Genomic DNA, 16722 nt, shown 5'->3' on the forward strand with positions numbered 1-16722 from the left:
GGGGTCGGACTCAGATCAGGTTTTAAACATCAACCGACGCCTCGGATCAGATGATCGAGGCGATCGGCTCGGCCCCTTCGACCCCGACGAGCTTCTGGTCGAGGCCGTTGTAGAAGTACGAGAGGCGGTTGGGGTCGACGCCGAGCTGGTTCAGGACGGTCGCGTGCAGGTTCTTGACGTGCAGGCGGTCGCTGATGGCCTCGCCGCCGAGCTCGTCGGTCTCGCCGACGCTGACGCCCCCCTTGATGCCGCCGCCGGCCATCCACATGGTGAAGCCATAGGCGTTGTGGTCGCGGCCGGTCCCCATCGCGTACTCGGCGGTCGGCTGGCGGCCGAACTCGCCCCCCCAGATGACCAGGGTCTCGTCGAGCATCCCGCGACGCTTGAGGTCCTTCAGGAGCGCGGCGATCGGCTTGTCGGTGCGGCCGGCGTGGTAGTTGTGGTTATCTTCGAGGTCGCCGTGGGCGTCCCAGTTGCTGTCGTTGTGCGCCCCGCCGGCGTAGAGCTGGACGAAGCGGACCCCGCGCTCGACGAGGCGCCGGGCGAGCAGGCAGCGGCGGCCGAAATCCTCGGTCTTCTTGTCATTGAGACCGTAGAGCTCCTGCGTCTCCTTGGTCTCGCTGGCCAGGTTGACAGCCTCGGGGGCGTGCCGCTGCATCGAGTAGGCCATCTCGTAGCTGGCGATCCGCGCCGAGAGGTTCGTGTTGTCGACGCGGGGGCCGAGGTGGTCGTTGTTGTACGCGTGCAAGGTGTCGAGCAGGTGACGCTGGCGCGACTCCGAGACCCCCTCGCCGCGGTTGAGGTCGAGCACCGGCACGCCGGCCGAGCGGAGGATCGTCCCCTGGTACGAGGCGGGCATGTAGCCGCTCGACCAGTTCTTGGCGCCGCTGATCGGCCCGCCGGTGGGGTCGAGCATGACGACGAAGCCGGGGAGGTCCTCATTCACGCTGCCGAGGCCGTAGTTGACCCACGAGCCGAGGCAGGGGCTCCCCGAGAGGATCTTGCCCGTATTCATCTGGAGCATGGCCGAGCCGTGGATCGGCGAGTCGGCCGTCATCGAGTGCAGGAAGGCGATGTCGTCGACGCAGGTCGCGAGGTTGGGGAAGAGGGTGCTGACCCACTTGCCGCACTCGCCGTACTGGTGGAACTTCCACTTCGGCCCGACGACGCGCCCCTCGTTCTTCTTGCCGCCTCGGCCGAACGTCTTGATGGTGATGGTCTTGCCATCGAGCGCGTACAGCTTGGGCTTGTAGTCGAACGTGTCCATGTGGCTCGGGCCGCCGTACATGAACAGGAAGATCACGCTCTTGGCCTTGGGGGCGAACTGCGGCGGCTTGGGGGCCAGCGGGTTGGCCTGCCGCCCCTGCACGAGGCTGGCCGCCTGGGCCGCCTTGGAGAAGAAGCCGTCGCCGGAGAGCATGCCGGTGAGCGCGAGCCCGGTGAAGCCGGCCCCGGCCTCCCAGAGGAACTCGCGGCGGGTCCGGTTGCAGAAGTTCCCAGCGGGCTGCTGACCGTCGTGACTGGGCTGGTTCATCGCTTGGACTCCGTCGTCGGGTTCAGTCGAGGTACACGAATTCGTTGAGGTTGAGCGCCAGGAGGCAGAAGGAGTCGACCGCGTTCTTCGCCGAGGCCCCCTCCTGCTTCTCGAGGTACTCCACGAGGGCGAGCCCCCGGTTGATTTCCGCCTGGGTCGGCACGCGGGTCGTCACCAGCTTGAGGGCGAGGGCGACCTGATCCTCAACCTTCTCCCCCGCCTCGCGCCTGACGCGCTCTCCCATCCTCGCGGCCTGCTGGTTCAGGAAGGCCCCGTTGAGCATGGCGAGGGCCTGGGTCGGCTGCGTGGTGGCGAACCGCACGGGGGTCGAGCGGTCGGTCTCGGCGAGGTCGAAGCTCTCCAGGATCGGCGTCAGGAGCGACCGCTTCACGTGGATGTAGATGCTCCGGCGGACCTGCTCCTCGGGGGGCGACTTGCCCCAGCCCGCGCCCGGGACCGACTGCCCGGCCATGACCTCGGCGGGGATCTCGGGATAGATCCCGGGCCCGTACATCTTGAGGTTCAGGGACCCGGTGGCGGCGAGGATCGAGTCGCGGATCTCCTCGGCGCTCAGGCGCCTCATGTCGAACCGCCACATCAGGTCGTTGATCGGGTCCTGGGCGAGGGCCTCGGCGTTGGCCTTCGAGGACATCCGATACGTGTTCGAGGTCATGATCGTCCGGTGCAAGGACTTGAGATGCCAGCCTTGCTTGAGGAACTCGGCGGCCAGCCAGTCGAGCAGCTCGGGGTGGGTCGGCCTGTCCCCCTGCATGCCGAAGTTGCTGGACGACCGCACGATCCCCCGGCCGAAGTGGTACTGCCAGACCCGGTTCGCCATCACGCGGGCCGTGAGCGGGTTCTCGGCCGAGACCATCCAGTCGGCCAAGACCGAACGCCGGCCGCTGGTGGTCGCCCCTTGCGGCGGCTGCGGGATGACCGGCGTGGCATTTCCGAGGACCTCGAGGAAGGCCGGCTCGACCTTGTCTCCCTGGACGTGGGCGTTGCCACGCAGCAGGACGAAGGTATCCGGGGCGGTGGTCCCCGACTCGGTGACGCAGAGGGCCCGCTCGGGGGCGGCCGTCTCCTGGCTCAAGGACTTGAGCTCGCGCCTCAACGTCTGGTAGCGGGCCATCCGGTCGGCGCCAAGGAGACGCTTCCCTTCGGATCGCATGAGCTGGACGACGTCATCCCCCTCGGCCTGGGCCACCTTCGGGGCCGACAGCGAGCGGCGCTCGAAGCCAGGGCCCGACCAGGCGACCGAGAGCCCCATCGCGTTCGACTTCTGGAAGTATTCGAGCTGGATCGGCAGGCGGCCTTGCGAGAGGGTCACGGTCCCCTTCTGCTCGCGGCCGACCTCGTGGAGCCCGTCATGCTCGACGACGGTCTTGCCCGCGACCTTGAGCCTGGAGCCGTCGTCGGAGTCGAGGAAGAAGGTGTACTCGCCGTCCTTGGGGACGATCAAGACCCCTTCGAAGACGAAGCCGAAGGCGTCGTCGCGGGTCCGGGGGCCCAGGTCGAAATAAGGCTTCGGCATCGTCCCGACGTCTTCGGGCTTGAGCGTGGCGAAGTCGGGGAGCTTTTCCCAGGTGTCCCGGTAGTAGCGGAAGTGGAGGTCGTCGAGGTCGACCGTCGCGATGGCCTTGGCCTTCTCCTGCTGATACGCGGTGCGGAAGGCCTGCTCGATGCCGGCGACCTCGACCTGCATGGCGTCGCGCCTGGCCTGGGTCTCCTTGACGCTCGCCTCGAACTGCTCGCGGGCGGCCTGGTTCGCGAAGATCGCCACCTCATCCGTCGGCCCGCCGTTGCGGTATGGCTGGACGTTGTGGAAGAACGAGAGGAGCCGGTAGTAGTCCTTCTGCGGGATCGGGTCGAGCTTGTGGTCGTGGCAGCGGGCGCAGTCGATGGTCAGGCCCAGGAAGACCTGCCCTGTCGTGGCCACGACGTCGTCGAGACTGTCGTAGCGGGCCTGGACGCGGTCGGTTGGCTCGTCGTCCCAGATGCCGAGGCGGTAGTAGCCCGTCGCGATCAGGGCGTCGTTGGTGCGGTCGGGGAGCTCGTCGCCGGCGATCTGCTCCTTGACGAAGCGGTCATAGGGCTTGTCGTCGTTGAACGACCGGATGACGTAGTCGCGATAGCGCCAGGCGTTGGGCTTGGGATTGTCGCGCTCGTAGCTGTTCGTCTCGGCGTAGCGGACGAGGTCGAGCCAGTAGCGGCCCCACTTCTCCCCGTAGCGGGCCGACGACAGGAGGCGGTCGATCAGGTCCTCATAGGCCCTGGGGGACTGATCCGCCTCGAACGCGGCGACTTCCTCGGGGGTCGGCGGCAGGCCGGTGAGATCGTAATAGGCCCGGCGGATCAGCTCGCGGCGGCTGGCCGGGGCGTTGGGCTTGAGATCCTTGGCCTCGAGCTTGGCCAGGACGAAGGCGTCGATCGGGTTGGCCACCCAGGCAGCGTCCTTGACGGCGGGCAAGGGGGGCGAATGGATCGGCTGGAAGGCCCAGTGGGCCCGCTCCTTGTCGCCGATCTTGAACTCGGCCTTGCGGGGCGCGGCGGCCGCGCCGTGGTCGCCGGGCCAGGGGGCCCCGATCTTGATCCACTGCGTCAGGTCGGCGATATCCCGGGCCGCCAGCTTCTTGGACGGGGGCATCTTCGGGCCGTCGTCGCCGTGGTTGATGGCCCCGACGAGCAGGCTCTCCTCGGGGTTGCCGGGGACGATCGCCGCCCCGGAGTCTCCCCCCTCGATCATCGCGGTCCGGGAGTCGACCCGCAGGCCCCCCTTCTGCTTCTCCTCGCCGTGGCACTTGGTGCAGTGGGTGACCAGGGTCGGCCGGATCCGGCTCTCGAAGAACTGGACCTGTTCCGGAGAAGGAGCGGGAGCAGGCGCAGCCTCCTGGCCGAAGGCAGACCCCGAGCCGGCACTCGCGCAATAGGCGCCGAGGCATAAGACCAGATTGCGGAGCGGGGTACGCGTCATCGCGGCACCTTGGTGCTTCGGAGGAGGGCCTGGAGAATCAGGGCCCGGGGAGGGAGCGTACGCTGGCTTCTCGAGCTCGAAGACGGCCGGGAGAGGTAACGCATCAATTGTGCCACGAAGCCTCAAACTCCGGGAGCAGAATTCCCCGGCAATTTCTGCGTTGTTTCCGCCTGAATTCACCGGAAATCCTCGATAAAGCCCGGAGTGGAGCAGGGCACGAGAGAGGAACGGTTGCCGGACCTGTCACCGGATTGTAACCTGGATGGAGAACAAAGAAACAGCAGGGTGACAGGCCTCACGTTGTAAGTCATGCCATCGATGGAAGTTCCCCCCGCACGCCGCGTCTGGACACGCAAGCCGAGTGGCCCCCTGATCGGAGTCGTGGCGGATTCGGGGCAATTGGCCCGGGTTGCCTCGACGGCCGGCATCGATTTCCTGATGGGCCTGAGCGCCGGGATTTACCGGAATCATGGGGCGTCGGTGCTGGGCGGGTGCCTCCCGTTCGTGAACAGCAACGACATGACGGAGGCCTGGGTCTGCGAGCGGATCGTCCCGGCGGCCGGCTCGACCCCCGTCTTCGCCGGGCTCCTCGTCGGCGATCCTACGTGCCCGATCGAGGAGCGGTTCGAAAGGCTCCGGGCCCGGGGGGTCTCCGGGATCGTCAATTACCCGTCGCTTTCCTTGCTCGACGGGACCTTGCGGCAGATCTACGAGGCCAACGGCTGCACCGTCGAGGCCGAGGTCGAGTTGATGGCCCTGGCCCGCTCGTTCGGCTTCACCACGTTCGGGTTCGTGGGGGCGGAGCGCGAGGTCGCCACGCGGTTCGTCGACTCGGGGATCGACCTCCTGATCATGACCCCCGGCCTGACCCGGATGCTCGAGGACATCCACGAGCGTCGCGACCGCCTGCAGCACGATATTTTGCGGCTCAACGAGGTGCTCGAGGAGGTCCGGCGGCGGAGCCCGCAGCTCCCTTGCCTCGTCTACGGCGGGCCGATCACGTCGCCCGAGGACCTGGAGCAGGTCTATCGCCAGACGACGTTCGACGGCTTCGTCGGCGGCTCGGTCTACGGGCGATACCCGGTCGAGTCGGGGCTCTCGACGGCGATCCGGCGGTTCCAGAGCGTCGGCATCCACCCCGAGGGGGAGCGCCAATCCGGGCTCGGCCCGATGATCGGCGCGACGCCGCCGATGCGGGAGCTCTTCCGCCTGATCCGGAGGGCCGCGGCCTGCGACCTCAACGTCTGCGCCGAGGGGGAATCGGGCGTCGGCAAAGAACTGGTCGCCACGTCGATCCACCGGCTCAGTTCACGCTCGCAAGGGGCCCTGGTGACGCTCAACTGCGGCGCGATCCCCGAGTCGCTGCTCGAGAGCGAACTCTTCGGCCACGAGCGCGGGGCCTTCACCGGCGCCGATCGCCGACGCCTCGGCAAGTTCGAGCTGGCCAACAACGGCACGCTCTTCCTGGACGAGGTCGGGGACCTGAGCCTCCGCGCCCAGGTCGCCTTGCTCCGCGCGATCCAGCAGCGCGAGATCACCCGGGTCGGCGGAAACGTCTCGATCCCGGTCAATGTCCGCATCGTCGCGGCGACCAACCAGCCCCTCGCCAGCCTGGTCGACCAGGGGAAATTCCGCGCCGACCTCTACTACCGGCTCAACAACCTGACGCTCGAAGTCCCGCCGCTCCGCGACCGCCTCGACGACATCCCACTCCTGGTCGAGCCGATCCTGGCCAACCTCCGCGTGCAGATGAGTCGAGAATTCCTCGACCTCTCCCCACCCTTCCACGAGAAGTTGCGCAAGCATGCCTGGCCCGGGAACCTCCGGGAATTGCAGCACGTCATCGCCCAGGCCGCGCTTCTGGAAGACGGGGCTTTGTTGACGGGTCGCCACTTCGTCCCGAGCGCCGGCGAGGCCTCTCGATTCCAGGCCAATGGCAAAGCCGCCGCGCGAACGCTGGCGGAGGACGTCGGCGCCGACCTCCGCGAGAGCCGCCGCGGCCGGATCCGCCAGGCCCTCCACGAGGCCGAGGGGAACAAGAGCCAGGCCGCCGAGATCCTCGGCGTGAGCCGGAAGACCTTGTACGCCTGGCTTCGAGAATTGAACGAATCCGAATAACCTCAGGCCAGCAGCGGCTTGACGATCTCGCCCGAGACGTCGGTCAGGCGGAAGTCGCGCCCCTGGAACTTGTACGTCAGCTTCGTGTGGTCGAAGCCGAGCAGGTGCAGGAGCGTGGCGTGGAGGTCGTGGACGTGCACCTTGTCCTTGACGACCTGGAAGCCGAAGTCGTCGCTCTCCCCCAGGGTGACGCCCGGCTTGATGCCGCCGCCGGCCATCCACATCGTGAAGGCGTTCGGGTGGTGGTCGCGCCCGTCATTGCCCCCCTGGACCATCGGGGTGCGGCCGAACTCGCCCCCCCAGACGACGAGGGTGTCGTCGAGGAGCCCGCGCTGCTTGAGGTCCTTGACGAGCGCCGCCGAGGCCTGGTCGGTGTTCTTGCAGTTCTTCTTGAGGTCGCCGACGAGGTTCCCGTGCTGGTCCCAGGCCTCGTGGAAGAGCTCGACGAACCGCACGCCGTTCTCGATCAAGCGGCGCGCCAGCAGGCAGTTGTTGGCGAATGACGGCTTGCCCGGCTCGGCCCCGTACATCTCGAGGACGTGCTTGGGCTCGCGCGAGATGTCCATGACCTCGGGCGCCGTGCTCTGCATCCGGAAGGCCATCTCGAACGAGCTAATCCGCGTGGCGATTTCGGGGTCGCCGACCGTGTCGAGCCGCATCTGGTTCAGGTCGCGGACGGCGTCGAGCGAGTCGCGCTGGAGGTCGCGATCGACCCCTTGCGGGTTCGAGAGGTAGAGCACCGGGTCGCCGCTGCTGCGGAACTGGACGCCCTGGTGGACGGTCGGCAGGAAGCCGTTGCCCCAGTTCGAATTCCCGCCGCTCGGCCCCTTGGAGCCGGAGGAGAAGACGACGAAGCCGGGCAGATCCTTGGACTCGCTCCCGAGCCCGTACGTCGCCCACGAGCCGATGCTCGGGCGGCCGAACTGCTGCGACCCCGTGTTCATCATGATCTGGGCCGGAGCATGATTGAACGCGTCGGTGGTCATCGACTTGACGATGGCGATGTCGTCGACGATCTCCGCGAGATGCGGCAGCAGCTCCGAGATCTCGGCCCCCGACTGCCCGTGCTTCGCGAACTTGAACTTCGGCCCGAGCAGGGTCGAGCTCGGGTTGATGAACGCCGCGCGGTACCCTTTGATCAGCTCCGGCGGGGGGAGCGTCCCGTCGAACTTGGCGAGCTGCGGCTTGTTGTCAAACAGTTCGAGATGGCTCGGCGCACCTGCCATGAACAGGAAGATGACCCGCTTGGCCTTGGCGGCGTAGTGCGGGGCCTTGGGGGCTAGCGGGTCGGCGGGCAGAGAGGCCGTCGAGTTCGAGGCCGCGTAGCCTTGCTCACGCAGGAGGTTGCCGAGGGCCATGGAACCGAGGCCCACCCCGCACTGCTGGAAGAACCAGCGGCGGGCCACCAGCCTCGGGTCGGCATGGCGATAGTAGTGATCCTGACAGTTCATGGCTGGCCTCACTCCTTGCAAATCGTTTCGTCGAGGTTCAGCAAGACGCGCGAGACGGCCGTCCAGGCGGCGAGGTCGGCCGGGGTCTTCCCCTCGGGCAGGGTCGGCGGCTTCTCGGGATTGGCCGCGGCCAGATCCCAGGGCTTGAGGTTCCCCGCCTTGAACCGCTCGGCCTGCTTCTCGAGGAGCCCGAGCAAGACCGTCATCTCCCGCTCCGTCGGCGGCCTCGACACGCAGCGCCTGAAGGCGAAGGTCAGGCGGTCGTGGTCGCAGCAGGCCTCCTCCTGGAGCGTCTTCAGTGCCAGGGTCCTGGCGCACTCGAGGAAGAGGGGCTCGTTCAGGGTCGTGAGCGCCTGCAAGGGCGTGTTGGACCGGGAACGCCGGACGCACGAGAAGTCGCCGTTAGGGGCGTCGAAGCTCTGCAGGGCCGGGTAGGGGACCGAGCGATAGCGGAACGTGTAGAGGGCGCGCCGATAGCGTTCCTCCCCCTTGGCCTCGCTCCAGACCTTCGGGCCATAGCTCACGGGAGGCTGGAAGAGGAACTCGGGGGCGGGCGGATAGACGCTCGGGCCGCCGACCTTCTCGTTGAGCAGGCCGCTCGCGGCGAGGGCGATGTCCCGGACCACCTCGGCGTCGACCCGGAACCGAGGCCCACGGGCCAGGAGCCGGTTATAGGGGTCGCGGGCCGCCAGCTCGGGCGTGACGCGCGACGACTGGCGATAGGTGGCCGAGTTCACGATCAGGCGCTGGAGGCTCTTGACGCTCCAGCCTTGATCCATGAATTCGACCGCGAGCCAGTCGAGCAGCTCGGGGTGCGAGGGACTCTCGGCCTGAGAGCCGAGGTCCTCGCTCGTGCTGACGAGCCCGGTGCCGAAATACGACTGCCAGACCCGGTTCACGAACGAGCGTGCGGTCGTCGGCGCCTTGCGGTCGACGAGCCACTCGGCGAAACCGAGCCGATTCTGGGGGGCGTCGGCGGGAAGCGGGTTCAGGAACGAGGGGACGCCAGCCCCGATCTTCTGCTCGGGCTTTAGGAAGTCGCCCCGCTTGAGCAGGTGGGTCTCCCTGTGCATCTGGCGGGCCTGGAGCACGAGCTGCGTCGTCCCCTGGGGATGCCCCTTCCAGAGTCCGTCGATTTTCGCGTTGGCGTCCTTCCATTCGGGGACCGTCGTCCGCCAGTAGCTGAAGATCGCGTTGGTCTGAGCCTGGGAGCGCCGGGCGGCGGGGATCGCCAGGATCTCCCGGACCTTCTGCGGCAGGGGGTCGGCCTCGGCCTTGTCCGCCGCGGTGATCGAGAGGCGGAACCGGCCGAGGTTGTAGCTCTGGTTGTCGTCGGAGTTCCAGCCGCCGTGGTTCTGCTTGACGTAGAACGTCAGGATCGTGCCGGACGGGAAATTCAGGGGCTTCTCGGCGACGAAGACCGCCTTGCGAGGCTGGTTGCTCCGACCGGGGCCGATGTCGATCCCCCAGGCCGTCTCGTCCTTGCCGTCGATCGCGAAGTCGACGGGCCCGGTCACCCTGCGACGCTCGCTCTTGTCGTCGAAGATGGCGGGGATCTCAGTCTCGGGAGGATTCACGTCGGCGGTCGCCCGCACGAGCTTCACCGGCGTCACCTTGCCCGGAGTATCGGCGGGGGCGGCGTGGATCTCGAGGTCGGTGAGTGCCGCCAGGCCGTTCGGCGACCGCCCGGGGCCTGCCTGGGGCAGGTCGGGGTCGTTGAGGAGTTCGAGGCGGAACGCGCGGATGTCCTTGAGGTCGGTCTTGGCGGTGAGCTTCAGGGTGTGCTTCGTCGGGGCGTATCCCTGGGCGAGGAGCGAGTCGTCCTCGCGGAACTGCATCTTCTCGCCGCCGGTCGAGATGTCGTCGACCTCGGGGCGGACGACCGTCCAGGCCGGCTGGTCGTGGGCGACCTTCGCCTCCCAGTCGGCCATCTGCTTCTCCCAGTCGGGCTGGCGATGGCGGAGGTCGGCCTCGATCTCCGCGACCTGGCGGAAGATGTCGGCACGCTTCGATTCCTGCTCGGGCGTGTAGACGGCGATGTTCGATTCATGCGTGTCATTCAAGAACGCGAACATCTTGTAGTAATCTTCTTGCGTCAGCGGGTCATATTTGTGGCTGTGGCACTGGGCGCACTGGATGGTGAGGCCCAGCATCCCCTTGCCGATGGCGTCCATCCGGTCGAACATCGCCTCCATGCGGAACTGCTCGGGGTCGACGCCCCCTTCCTCGTTGATCATCGAGTTCCGCAGGAAGCCCGTCGCCACGACCTGGTCCTGCGAGGCCCCCGGCTTGAGGTCCCCCGCGAGCTGGTCGACGATGAACTGGTTGTACGGCATGTCGTGGTTGAACGCGCGGATGACCCAGTCGCGATAGAACCAGACCTGCCGCGACTTGTCCTTCTCGTACCCGTCCGAGTCGGCATACCGGGCGGCGTCGAGCCAGATCCGCGCCCAGCGCTCGCCGTAATGGGGCGAGTCGAGCAGGCGGTTGACCTGCTTCTGGTAGGCGTCGGGGCTCGTGTCGGCGAGGAAGGCGTCGACCTCGGCGACGGTCGGCGGCAGGCCGATCAGGTCGAGGCTCAGCCGACGCAGGAGGGTCGTCCTGTCGGCCTCGGGCGAGGGCTTGAGCGACTCCTTGGCCAGCTTCGCGTCGATGAAGTCATCGATCGCGTTGCGGCGCCAGGCAGCGTCGCGAACCTTCGGGGGCTCGGGCTTCGTCGGCGCGATGAAGGCCCAGTGGGCGCGGTAATCCGCCCCTTGCTCGATCCAGGCCTTGATGAGGGCGACCTCGGCCGCGGTCAGCGGCTTGCCGTCCTTGATCGGCGGCATGTGCTCGGAGTCATCCTCCGAGATGATCCGCTGGTACATCTCGCTCTCGTCGAGCTTCCCGGGCACGACCGCGTGGTTGCCGGTCTTCGACTCGCCGAAGGTGCTCTCGGGGGTGTCGAGCCGGAGCCCCCCCTTGCGCCTGGGCTCATCGGGGCCGTGGCAGGTGAAGCATTTGCCCGAGAGGATCGGCCGGATGTCGCGATTGAAGTCGACCCGATCCGCCGCATTCGCGACGCCGAGGGGCGCCCCGAAGACGAGGCCCGCGAGGAGCCCGAAGGCCGCGAGTCGGGTGCGAGATCGCCCCGGGTCACCGCAGACCATCCCATGGAGACCTCCGACCATGCGTCCTCTCCCTTCGCTTCGCTGGTGCGCGCCAATGCCACGGGTGGTCACAAGGATCTTGTGAATGACCAAGTCGGCGAGTTCATCTGGCTGGAAGGAGTGCTGAGGCCCGCCTGACCCAGGCGTAACCCCTCGACACAAGCTCATGATATCCGCATTCGCCCGGCGTTGGCAATGTTTGCGCACGTGACAATTGTCGGCGCCGGGCGTGCGTTCGTCACGTTTTCGGGCGTCGGCCGGGCCGGGGAAGCTCCCGGCCCCGGCTCGCGAAGGTGGACTTACTCGGCGGGCTTGGCGAGGGTGCAGTCGGATGAAGTCGGGTCGAGGGACAGGGTCTCGCGCATGGACTGCGTCGACTGCGACTGCGAGATGGTCAGGCGAGCGATCGCCTTGCGCATCAGGGACCAGTCGATCTCGTGGACGTCGACGGGCATGCCCACCCCCTTGAGCATTGTCAGGGTGAGCCGCCCGCCCAGGTGCTGGCGGAATTCTTCGAGGCCCCGATAAAGGCTCTCGCTGTCGGCCAGGACCGCGTGCCCCAGCGGGAAGCCGAGGTCGATCAGGCACTGCATGACCTGGTCGGCGACCTCCTGCGGCAGGCCGAGCGCCATGGCCGAATAGAGGCAGTCGATGGCCACGCCGATAGCCACGGCCTCGCCGTGGCGGACCTGGAAGTCGGTCATGCTCTCGAGCTTGTGAGCCGACCAGTGGCCGAAGTCGAGCGGCCTGGCCTCGAGCGACTCGAACGGATCACCCCCCTGGGTGATGTGCCGGCGGTGCCACTCGGCCGAGGCCCTGATGATCGGCAACGCCACCGAGTTATCCCGCTCCCGGATGCGGGACGCACCCCGGCAAATCTCGGCGAACATGGCCGGATCCTTCAGGAGCGAGACCTTCACCGCCTCGGAGAATCCGCAGATGAAGTCGCGGTCGGGCAGGGTGGCGAGCAAGGACGAGTCGTTGATGACGGCCCAGGGGACCGCGAACGAGCCGAGCCAGTTCTTCTTGCCGAACAGGTTGACCCCGTTCTTGACGCCGACGCCCGAGTCGGCCTGGGCGAGGGTCGTGGTCGGGAGCCTGACGAGCCTGATCCCCCGGTGGGCGATCGCCGCCGCGAACCCGACGGCGTCGAGCACGGCCCCGCCGCCGATCACGACGACGTAGCTCCTGCGGTCGAGCTTCGCCGCGTGGAAGACCTTGAGCATCCGCTCGAGGATGTGGATGTCGTTCTTGACCGCCTCCCCCCCGGGGACGATCTGGAGGTTGCCCGCGAGCTCGAGCCGGCCGGCGTTCCGGGTCGCGAACGTCTTCAACGACGCCCGGAGGTCCGGCATGGCGTCGGCGACGTGCTGGTCGGCCCAGAACTGGACCCGAGCCTTGAGCCCTTCCGTCTGCTCGAGGACTTCGGCGAGGACGTGCTGGTCGGCGCCGAAAATATCGTCGGTGAATCGCAACCGATGCACGAACGCGGGGGCGAACGGCACCTCGGCTGGGATGGAATTCGTCTCGATTGTCATCGGCGCGAGGCTTCCAGGTTTCGTGGGGCGGGTCACCTCTGACCGGGCCTTTGAGATTGGCCGGCGGGGGCGGTCGAATACCTTACTATACGGCCCGCTTCCGGCCGGGTCGAGTCGTCAATCGCCCCGACCGGAAAATCTTTGGGAGGGTCCCCTCGATCCTGCCGGCACCCTCGCTCAGGGCTTCGGGACCTCCCAGATGGTCCCCCCCAGGAACCGGGTCGGGCCGCTCCGATCGTGATAGTAGTAGACCGAGACCATCTTGCCATCCGGCCGGATCACCGAGCGCACGTAGCCGACGTCGCGGCCCCCGCCGTCGTCGCGGAGACGAATCGGCTCGCTCCAGGTCTTCCCCGTGTCAGAGCTCAAGCGGGCCCTGATCCCATAAGGCTTGGCGCGCAACCCATAGATCAGGCAGAGCCGGCCATCCTCGAGCCGGAGCAGGCTCGGCGGATTCCCCTCGCCGGCCTCGGGCTCGGGCTTCGAGAGCAACGACCACGAGGCCCCGTCGTCGCTGGAACCATAAGCGTCGATGCAGCTCTCCGACGGGTCGAGGCGCCTGATCGTCGTGACGAGGCTCGAAGGGGAGACCCGGACCGTCGAGGGCATGATCGCGTAGCCGGCCGGCTCGGGGCCGATGAACGATAGGAACTTCCAGGTCAGGCCGCCGTCGTTGGTCCTCGCGGCGAAGGGGCGTCCTTCCTTGCCGTTCGACTTCGATGCGGTGAGGATCAGGTGGCAGTCGTGCGGCCCGTTGACGACGTAGTCGGTGCGCCCCATGACCCCCTTCTGCCCGAAGAGGGGCAGGCGATAGGGGCCTCGCCACGACTTGCCCCGGTCGTACGAGTAAAAGAGCCGCGAGACCCCGTTATTCGTATTCTCCATCCGGACCGTCATGGCGAAGTCGGGATGGGTGAAGTCGATCTTCTCGACGAGATCCTGGAGCGGCCTCTCGACGGCCCCCGGCGGCATCTGCCCGTGCCTCATGCCGGGTGTGCCCACGAGGATCCCCTTCGGCTCGGGCTCCTCGAGCTTCCAGGTCTTGCCGCCGTCCTTGCTCCTCGCGAAGGCGAACTCCTCCGCCTTGCTCTTGTCGATATGATGAAAGTCGCCCCGGTCCTTGTAATAACCGCGGCTGAATCCGACGAGAATCTCGTCCCCCCAGATCCAGATCCCGTGGTTGGCCGGCCAGCCCGCGAACCGCCCTTCCTCGCGGTAGACGACCACGTGCTCGACCTTCTGAGCCGGGACCTCGGCGGCCTCGATTCCGCAAGTGCCCCGGCACCCAAGGGCGACCAGCCAAAGGCGCAGCGCGAACACCCAACCTCGAGCCCGGCGACAGACCATCGGACGATCTCCTTCGATCGGCTTCCTGGAATGGAGAATCAGACGGCGATTCTGCCCGCGAACGACCGATCTCCATCGATCTTCCCACCTTGAGCGTCGGGCGTTGTCCCGTCAAGGAGGCAATCGTTCGCCTGATCATCTTCGGGCGGATCCTGGGTTGGATCCGCCGTGCGCAAAAGTTCTTCGAAATCTCGGAATCAGCAAAGTTCGAAGGCTTCGGCAAACTCGCAGGGGGTTGCCGATCAATGGGCAGAGGGGTGGACCATGCCGAGGCTCTCGTAGGGGCAGTCCCGACCGACGTCCTCGAGCGCGAACTGAGGGGTCATCGGCTTGGGCAGGAACCCGTCGGGCTTGAGCCGGATCATGGCCTCGAGCTTGTCCAGATCCGTCGTGCCCGTGGAGACGAGGACCTTCGTCTTCAGGTTCAGGTTACGGATCTTGTCGAGCACCTCATCCCCCGTCCCGTCCGGCAATTCCACGTCGAGGATGAGACAGCAGGGGGCCGGCTCGGAGTCGAGCAACGCCAGGGCTTCCCCCACCGTCGCGGCCGCGTCGACCTGCCAGCCCATCTTCAGGAAGCGTGATCGCAGGACGTTCCGAGTCATGTCATGATCTTCGACGACGAGTAGTCGGCACATCGCTCTGCACCCCTTAGCCTTACACGACAGTCACTTCCTCATTGATGTGAGAACATTCGCACGCGAATCGAGCGATGAGACGTCCGAGTACCTCCTGTCATCGAACCGGCTCCGGAGAAACCCTTAATGCAAGACGTGTTCCATTCATCCCCAATTCTGGATGAGATTTCAATTTCGCGGCGCCGAGGCATCATGCATCCGTCGCATGGCGTGAACAGGCCTACAATGCTGTTCGTAGTATCATCGCACGCGATGCAACGGCCTTGATCGTTACAAGGATTATCCAGCTCGCAATCGCCTCAAACCCGGAGGCCAGGCTACTCGGGCCGGTGGATGCCCATGGCCTTTATCCGAGAGGTCAACGTCGTCGGCTTGATGCCAAGGATCTCCGCGGCCCCCCCCTCGCCGGAGACCTTCCAACGCGCCTTGCGGAGGGCCGCGAGGACGCTCTCGCGTTCCAGACGTTCGAGATCGGCGTAGTTGAGTATGTCCATCTGCGACGCTGACCCGACCTCGCCGGATGTCGAACGGTCGGGGCTCCTAACAGCGATATTGGCAGGCTTCGTCAATTCGAAACGCAAGGGCCCCGTCAGCGAGAGGATGGCGGCACGCTCGATCACATTCTGAAGCTCTCGAATGTTCCCATGCCACGCATGAGCTTGCAATTCCGCGACCTGCTCGCGGGTGAGGGGCTGATCCCGGATCCCCATCCGTCGGCAGCTCAGCCGCATGAAGTGGGCGGCGAGCAGGGGGATATCCTCGCGCCTCTCGCGGAGGGGCGGCACGACGATCGGGAAGACGCTCAGGCGGTAGTATAGATCCTGGCGGAACCGCTTGGCCTCAGCCTCATCCTTCAGGTTCCGGTTGGTCGCGGCGATGAGCCGAACGTCGGCCGACCTCGGCTTATCCTCGCCGATCCGCTCGAAGGTCCGCTCCTGGATCACGCGGAGGAGCTTGCCTTGCATGTCGAGCGGGATCTCCCCGACTTCGTCGAGGAAGAGCGTCCCGCCGCTCGCCAGCTCGAACCGCCCGATCCGGTCGCGGATCGCCCCCGTGAAGGCCCCTTTGACGTGCCCGAAGAACTCGCTCTCGAAGAGTTCCCGAGGGATCGAGGCGCAGTTCACCTTGATCATCGGCCCGTCGCGGCGACGGCTCCGGTCGTGGATCGCCCGCGCGATGAGCTCCTTGCCCGTCCCCGACTCTCCCAGGATCAGCACATTCGCATCCGTCGGCCCGACGAGCTCGACCTGCTGGAGGACCGCCTCGAGCGCCGGGCTCTTGCCGACGATCTCGCCGAACGCGTTGGCCGCCTTGACCTCATCGCGCAAGTACCTGTTCTCGAATTCGAGCCGCCGCTTGAGCTGCTCGATCTCCTCGAAGGCCCGCGCATTCGCGATCGCCGCCGCCGCGTGGTCGGCGATCATGCGGAGCCAGACCATCAACTCCGGGTCGAGCCTCGCCCGCAGGAAGAGCCCGAGCACGCCGAGCACCTGCCCGCGATGCATCAAGGGCTGCCCCGCGAACCCTCGGATCTGCTCGCGCCCCGCCCAGGCCGCGTCGGCGAGCCAAGTCCCGTCTTCCTGGATGTCGACGACCTCGATCGCCTCGGCGCACGCCGCGATCTGCCCGACCTTGTACACCCCGACGGGGAACCGACGAAACCGCCCGTCGATGCCCGACCAGTTGTCCCCCTCGCCAAGCGGCCTCCCCGCGCTTGCCACCAGATGCAGGCAGGCCGTCCGATCGGGGCAGGCCGCCGCCGCCCGGCAAACCCCGCAGATATCCCCCGGCCGCAACAGCCAGATTCTCGCCAGCGCCGCATCCGGCAACCCCGCCAGCCGCTCGACAATCAGTTGCAGCAGCGTCTCCGCCGAGCGCTCCTGCGCCATATCGAGCAGGAGCCGACGATACGGGCCGAGCTCCTGGGCGGCCTGGGTGGGAGGGGGCATGTTCGCTTTCGATTCTGCCTTGAG

The 16722-nt window shown here is 66.9% G+C and carries 9 protein-coding genes; 1 reads left to right on the forward strand and 8 read right to left on the reverse strand.

The window, feature by feature from the left end; all coding sequences use genetic code 11:
- Positions 1-46: 46 nt before the first annotated feature.
- Both ACOYYX_RS11095 and ACOYYX_RS11100 read right to left on the reverse strand, forming a co-directional pair.
- The gene (locus tag ACOYYX_RS11095) at positions 47-1534 is read right to left on the reverse strand and encodes a DUF1501 domain-containing protein (RefSeq protein ID WP_422929992.1); all 1488 of its coding nucleotides are present in this window, start codon (positions 1532-1534) and stop codon (positions 47-49) included.
- A 22-nt stretch (positions 1535-1556) separates the two neighbouring features.
- Entirely contained in the window at positions 1557-4508 is a 2952-nt protein-coding gene (locus ACOYYX_RS11100) for a DUF1553 domain-containing protein (RefSeq protein ID WP_422929993.1), read from the reverse strand.
- Positions 4509-4817: 309 nt separating this feature from the next.
- On the opposite strand from ACOYYX_RS11100, the gene ACOYYX_RS11105 reads away from it, so the two are divergent.
- On the forward strand, positions 4818-6626 hold the full coding sequence (locus ACOYYX_RS11105) for a sigma 54-interacting transcriptional regulator (RefSeq protein ID WP_422929994.1): 1809 nt from the start codon (positions 4818-4820) through the stop codon (positions 6624-6626).
- A gap of 2 nt (positions 6627-6628) precedes the next feature.
- Here the strand turns inward: ACOYYX_RS11105 and ACOYYX_RS11110 are convergent, their stop codons facing one another.
- The 6 genes from ACOYYX_RS11110 to ACOYYX_RS11135 all read right to left on the reverse strand — a co-directional run bounded on the left by ACOYYX_RS11110 (position 6629) and on the right by ACOYYX_RS11135 (position 16698).
- Positions 6629-8077: a DUF1501 domain-containing protein gene (locus ACOYYX_RS11110; RefSeq protein WP_422929995.1), complete on the reverse strand. Its 1449-nt coding sequence runs from the start codon at positions 8075-8077 to the stop codon at positions 6629-6631.
- A gap of 8 nt (positions 8078-8085) precedes the next feature.
- Positions 8086-11247, reverse strand: coding sequence for a PSD1 and planctomycete cytochrome C domain-containing protein (locus tag ACOYYX_RS11115; RefSeq protein WP_422929996.1), 3162 nt, complete (start codon positions 11245-11247; stop codon positions 8086-8088).
- Positions 11248-11525: 278 nt separating this feature from the next.
- Positions 11526-12764 (reverse strand): 3-dehydroquinate synthase, encoded by a 1239-nt coding sequence (locus tag ACOYYX_RS11120; RefSeq protein WP_422929997.1) that lies wholly within the window; start codon positions 12762-12764, stop codon positions 11526-11528.
- Positions 12765-12941: 177 nt separating this feature from the next.
- Positions 12942-14111, reverse strand: a complete 1170-nt coding sequence (locus tag ACOYYX_RS11125; RefSeq protein ID WP_422929998.1) for a sialidase family protein — start codon at positions 14109-14111, stop codon at positions 12942-12944.
- Between the two features lie 242 nt (positions 14112-14353).
- A complete protein-coding gene (locus tag ACOYYX_RS11130) occupies positions 14354-14716 on the reverse strand; it encodes a response regulator (RefSeq protein ID WP_422929999.1) in 363 nt (120 codons plus the stop codon).
- A 350-nt stretch (positions 14717-15066) separates the two neighbouring features.
- Positions 15067-16698: a sigma 54-interacting transcriptional regulator gene (locus ACOYYX_RS11135; protein WP_422930000.1), complete on the reverse strand. Its 1632-nt coding sequence runs from the start codon at positions 16696-16698 to the stop codon at positions 15067-15069.
- Positions 16699-16722: the final 24 nt, after the last annotated feature.

Origin of the sequence: Singulisphaera chitinilytica, from assembly GCF_049331405.1 — a bacterium.
Lineage (GTDB): Bacteria > Planctomycetota > Planctomycetia > Isosphaerales > Isosphaeraceae > PoT.

What these genes read in the sequence shown, in the direction of transcription:
- ACOYYX_RS11095 (WP_422929992.1), bottom strand. Translation starts at nt 1,534, where the DNA reads ATGAACCAGCCCAGTCACGACGGTCAGCAGCCCGCTGGGAACTTCTGC.
- ACOYYX_RS11100 (WP_422929993.1), bottom strand. Translation starts at nt 4,508, where the DNA reads ATGACGCGTACCCCGCTCCGCAATCTGGTCTTATGCCTCGGCGCCTAT.
- ACOYYX_RS11105 (WP_422929994.1), top strand. Translation starts at nt 4,818, where the DNA reads ATGCCATCGATGGAAGTTCCCCCCGCACGCCGCGTCTGGACACGCAAG.
- ACOYYX_RS11110 (WP_422929995.1), bottom strand. Translation starts at nt 8,077, where the DNA reads ATGAACTGTCAGGATCACTACTATCGCCATGCCGACCCGAGGCTGGTG.
- ACOYYX_RS11115 (WP_422929996.1), bottom strand. Translation starts at nt 11,247, where the DNA reads ATGGTCGGAGGTCTCCATGGGATGGTCTGCGGTGACCCGGGGCGATCT.
- ACOYYX_RS11120 (WP_422929997.1), bottom strand. Translation starts at nt 12,764, where the DNA reads ATGACAATCGAGACGAATTCCATCCCAGCCGAGGTGCCGTTCGCCCCC.
- ACOYYX_RS11125 (WP_422929998.1), bottom strand. Translation starts at nt 14,111, where the DNA reads ATGGTCTGTCGCCGGGCTCGAGGTTGGGTGTTCGCGCTGCGCCTTTGG.
- ACOYYX_RS11130 (WP_422929999.1), bottom strand. Translation starts at nt 14,716, where the DNA reads ATGACTCGGAACGTCCTGCGATCACGCTTCCTGAAGATGGGCTGGCAG.
- ACOYYX_RS11135 (WP_422930000.1), bottom strand. Translation starts at nt 16,698, where the DNA reads ATGCCCCCTCCCACCCAGGCCGCCCAGGAGCTCGGCCCGTATCGTCGG.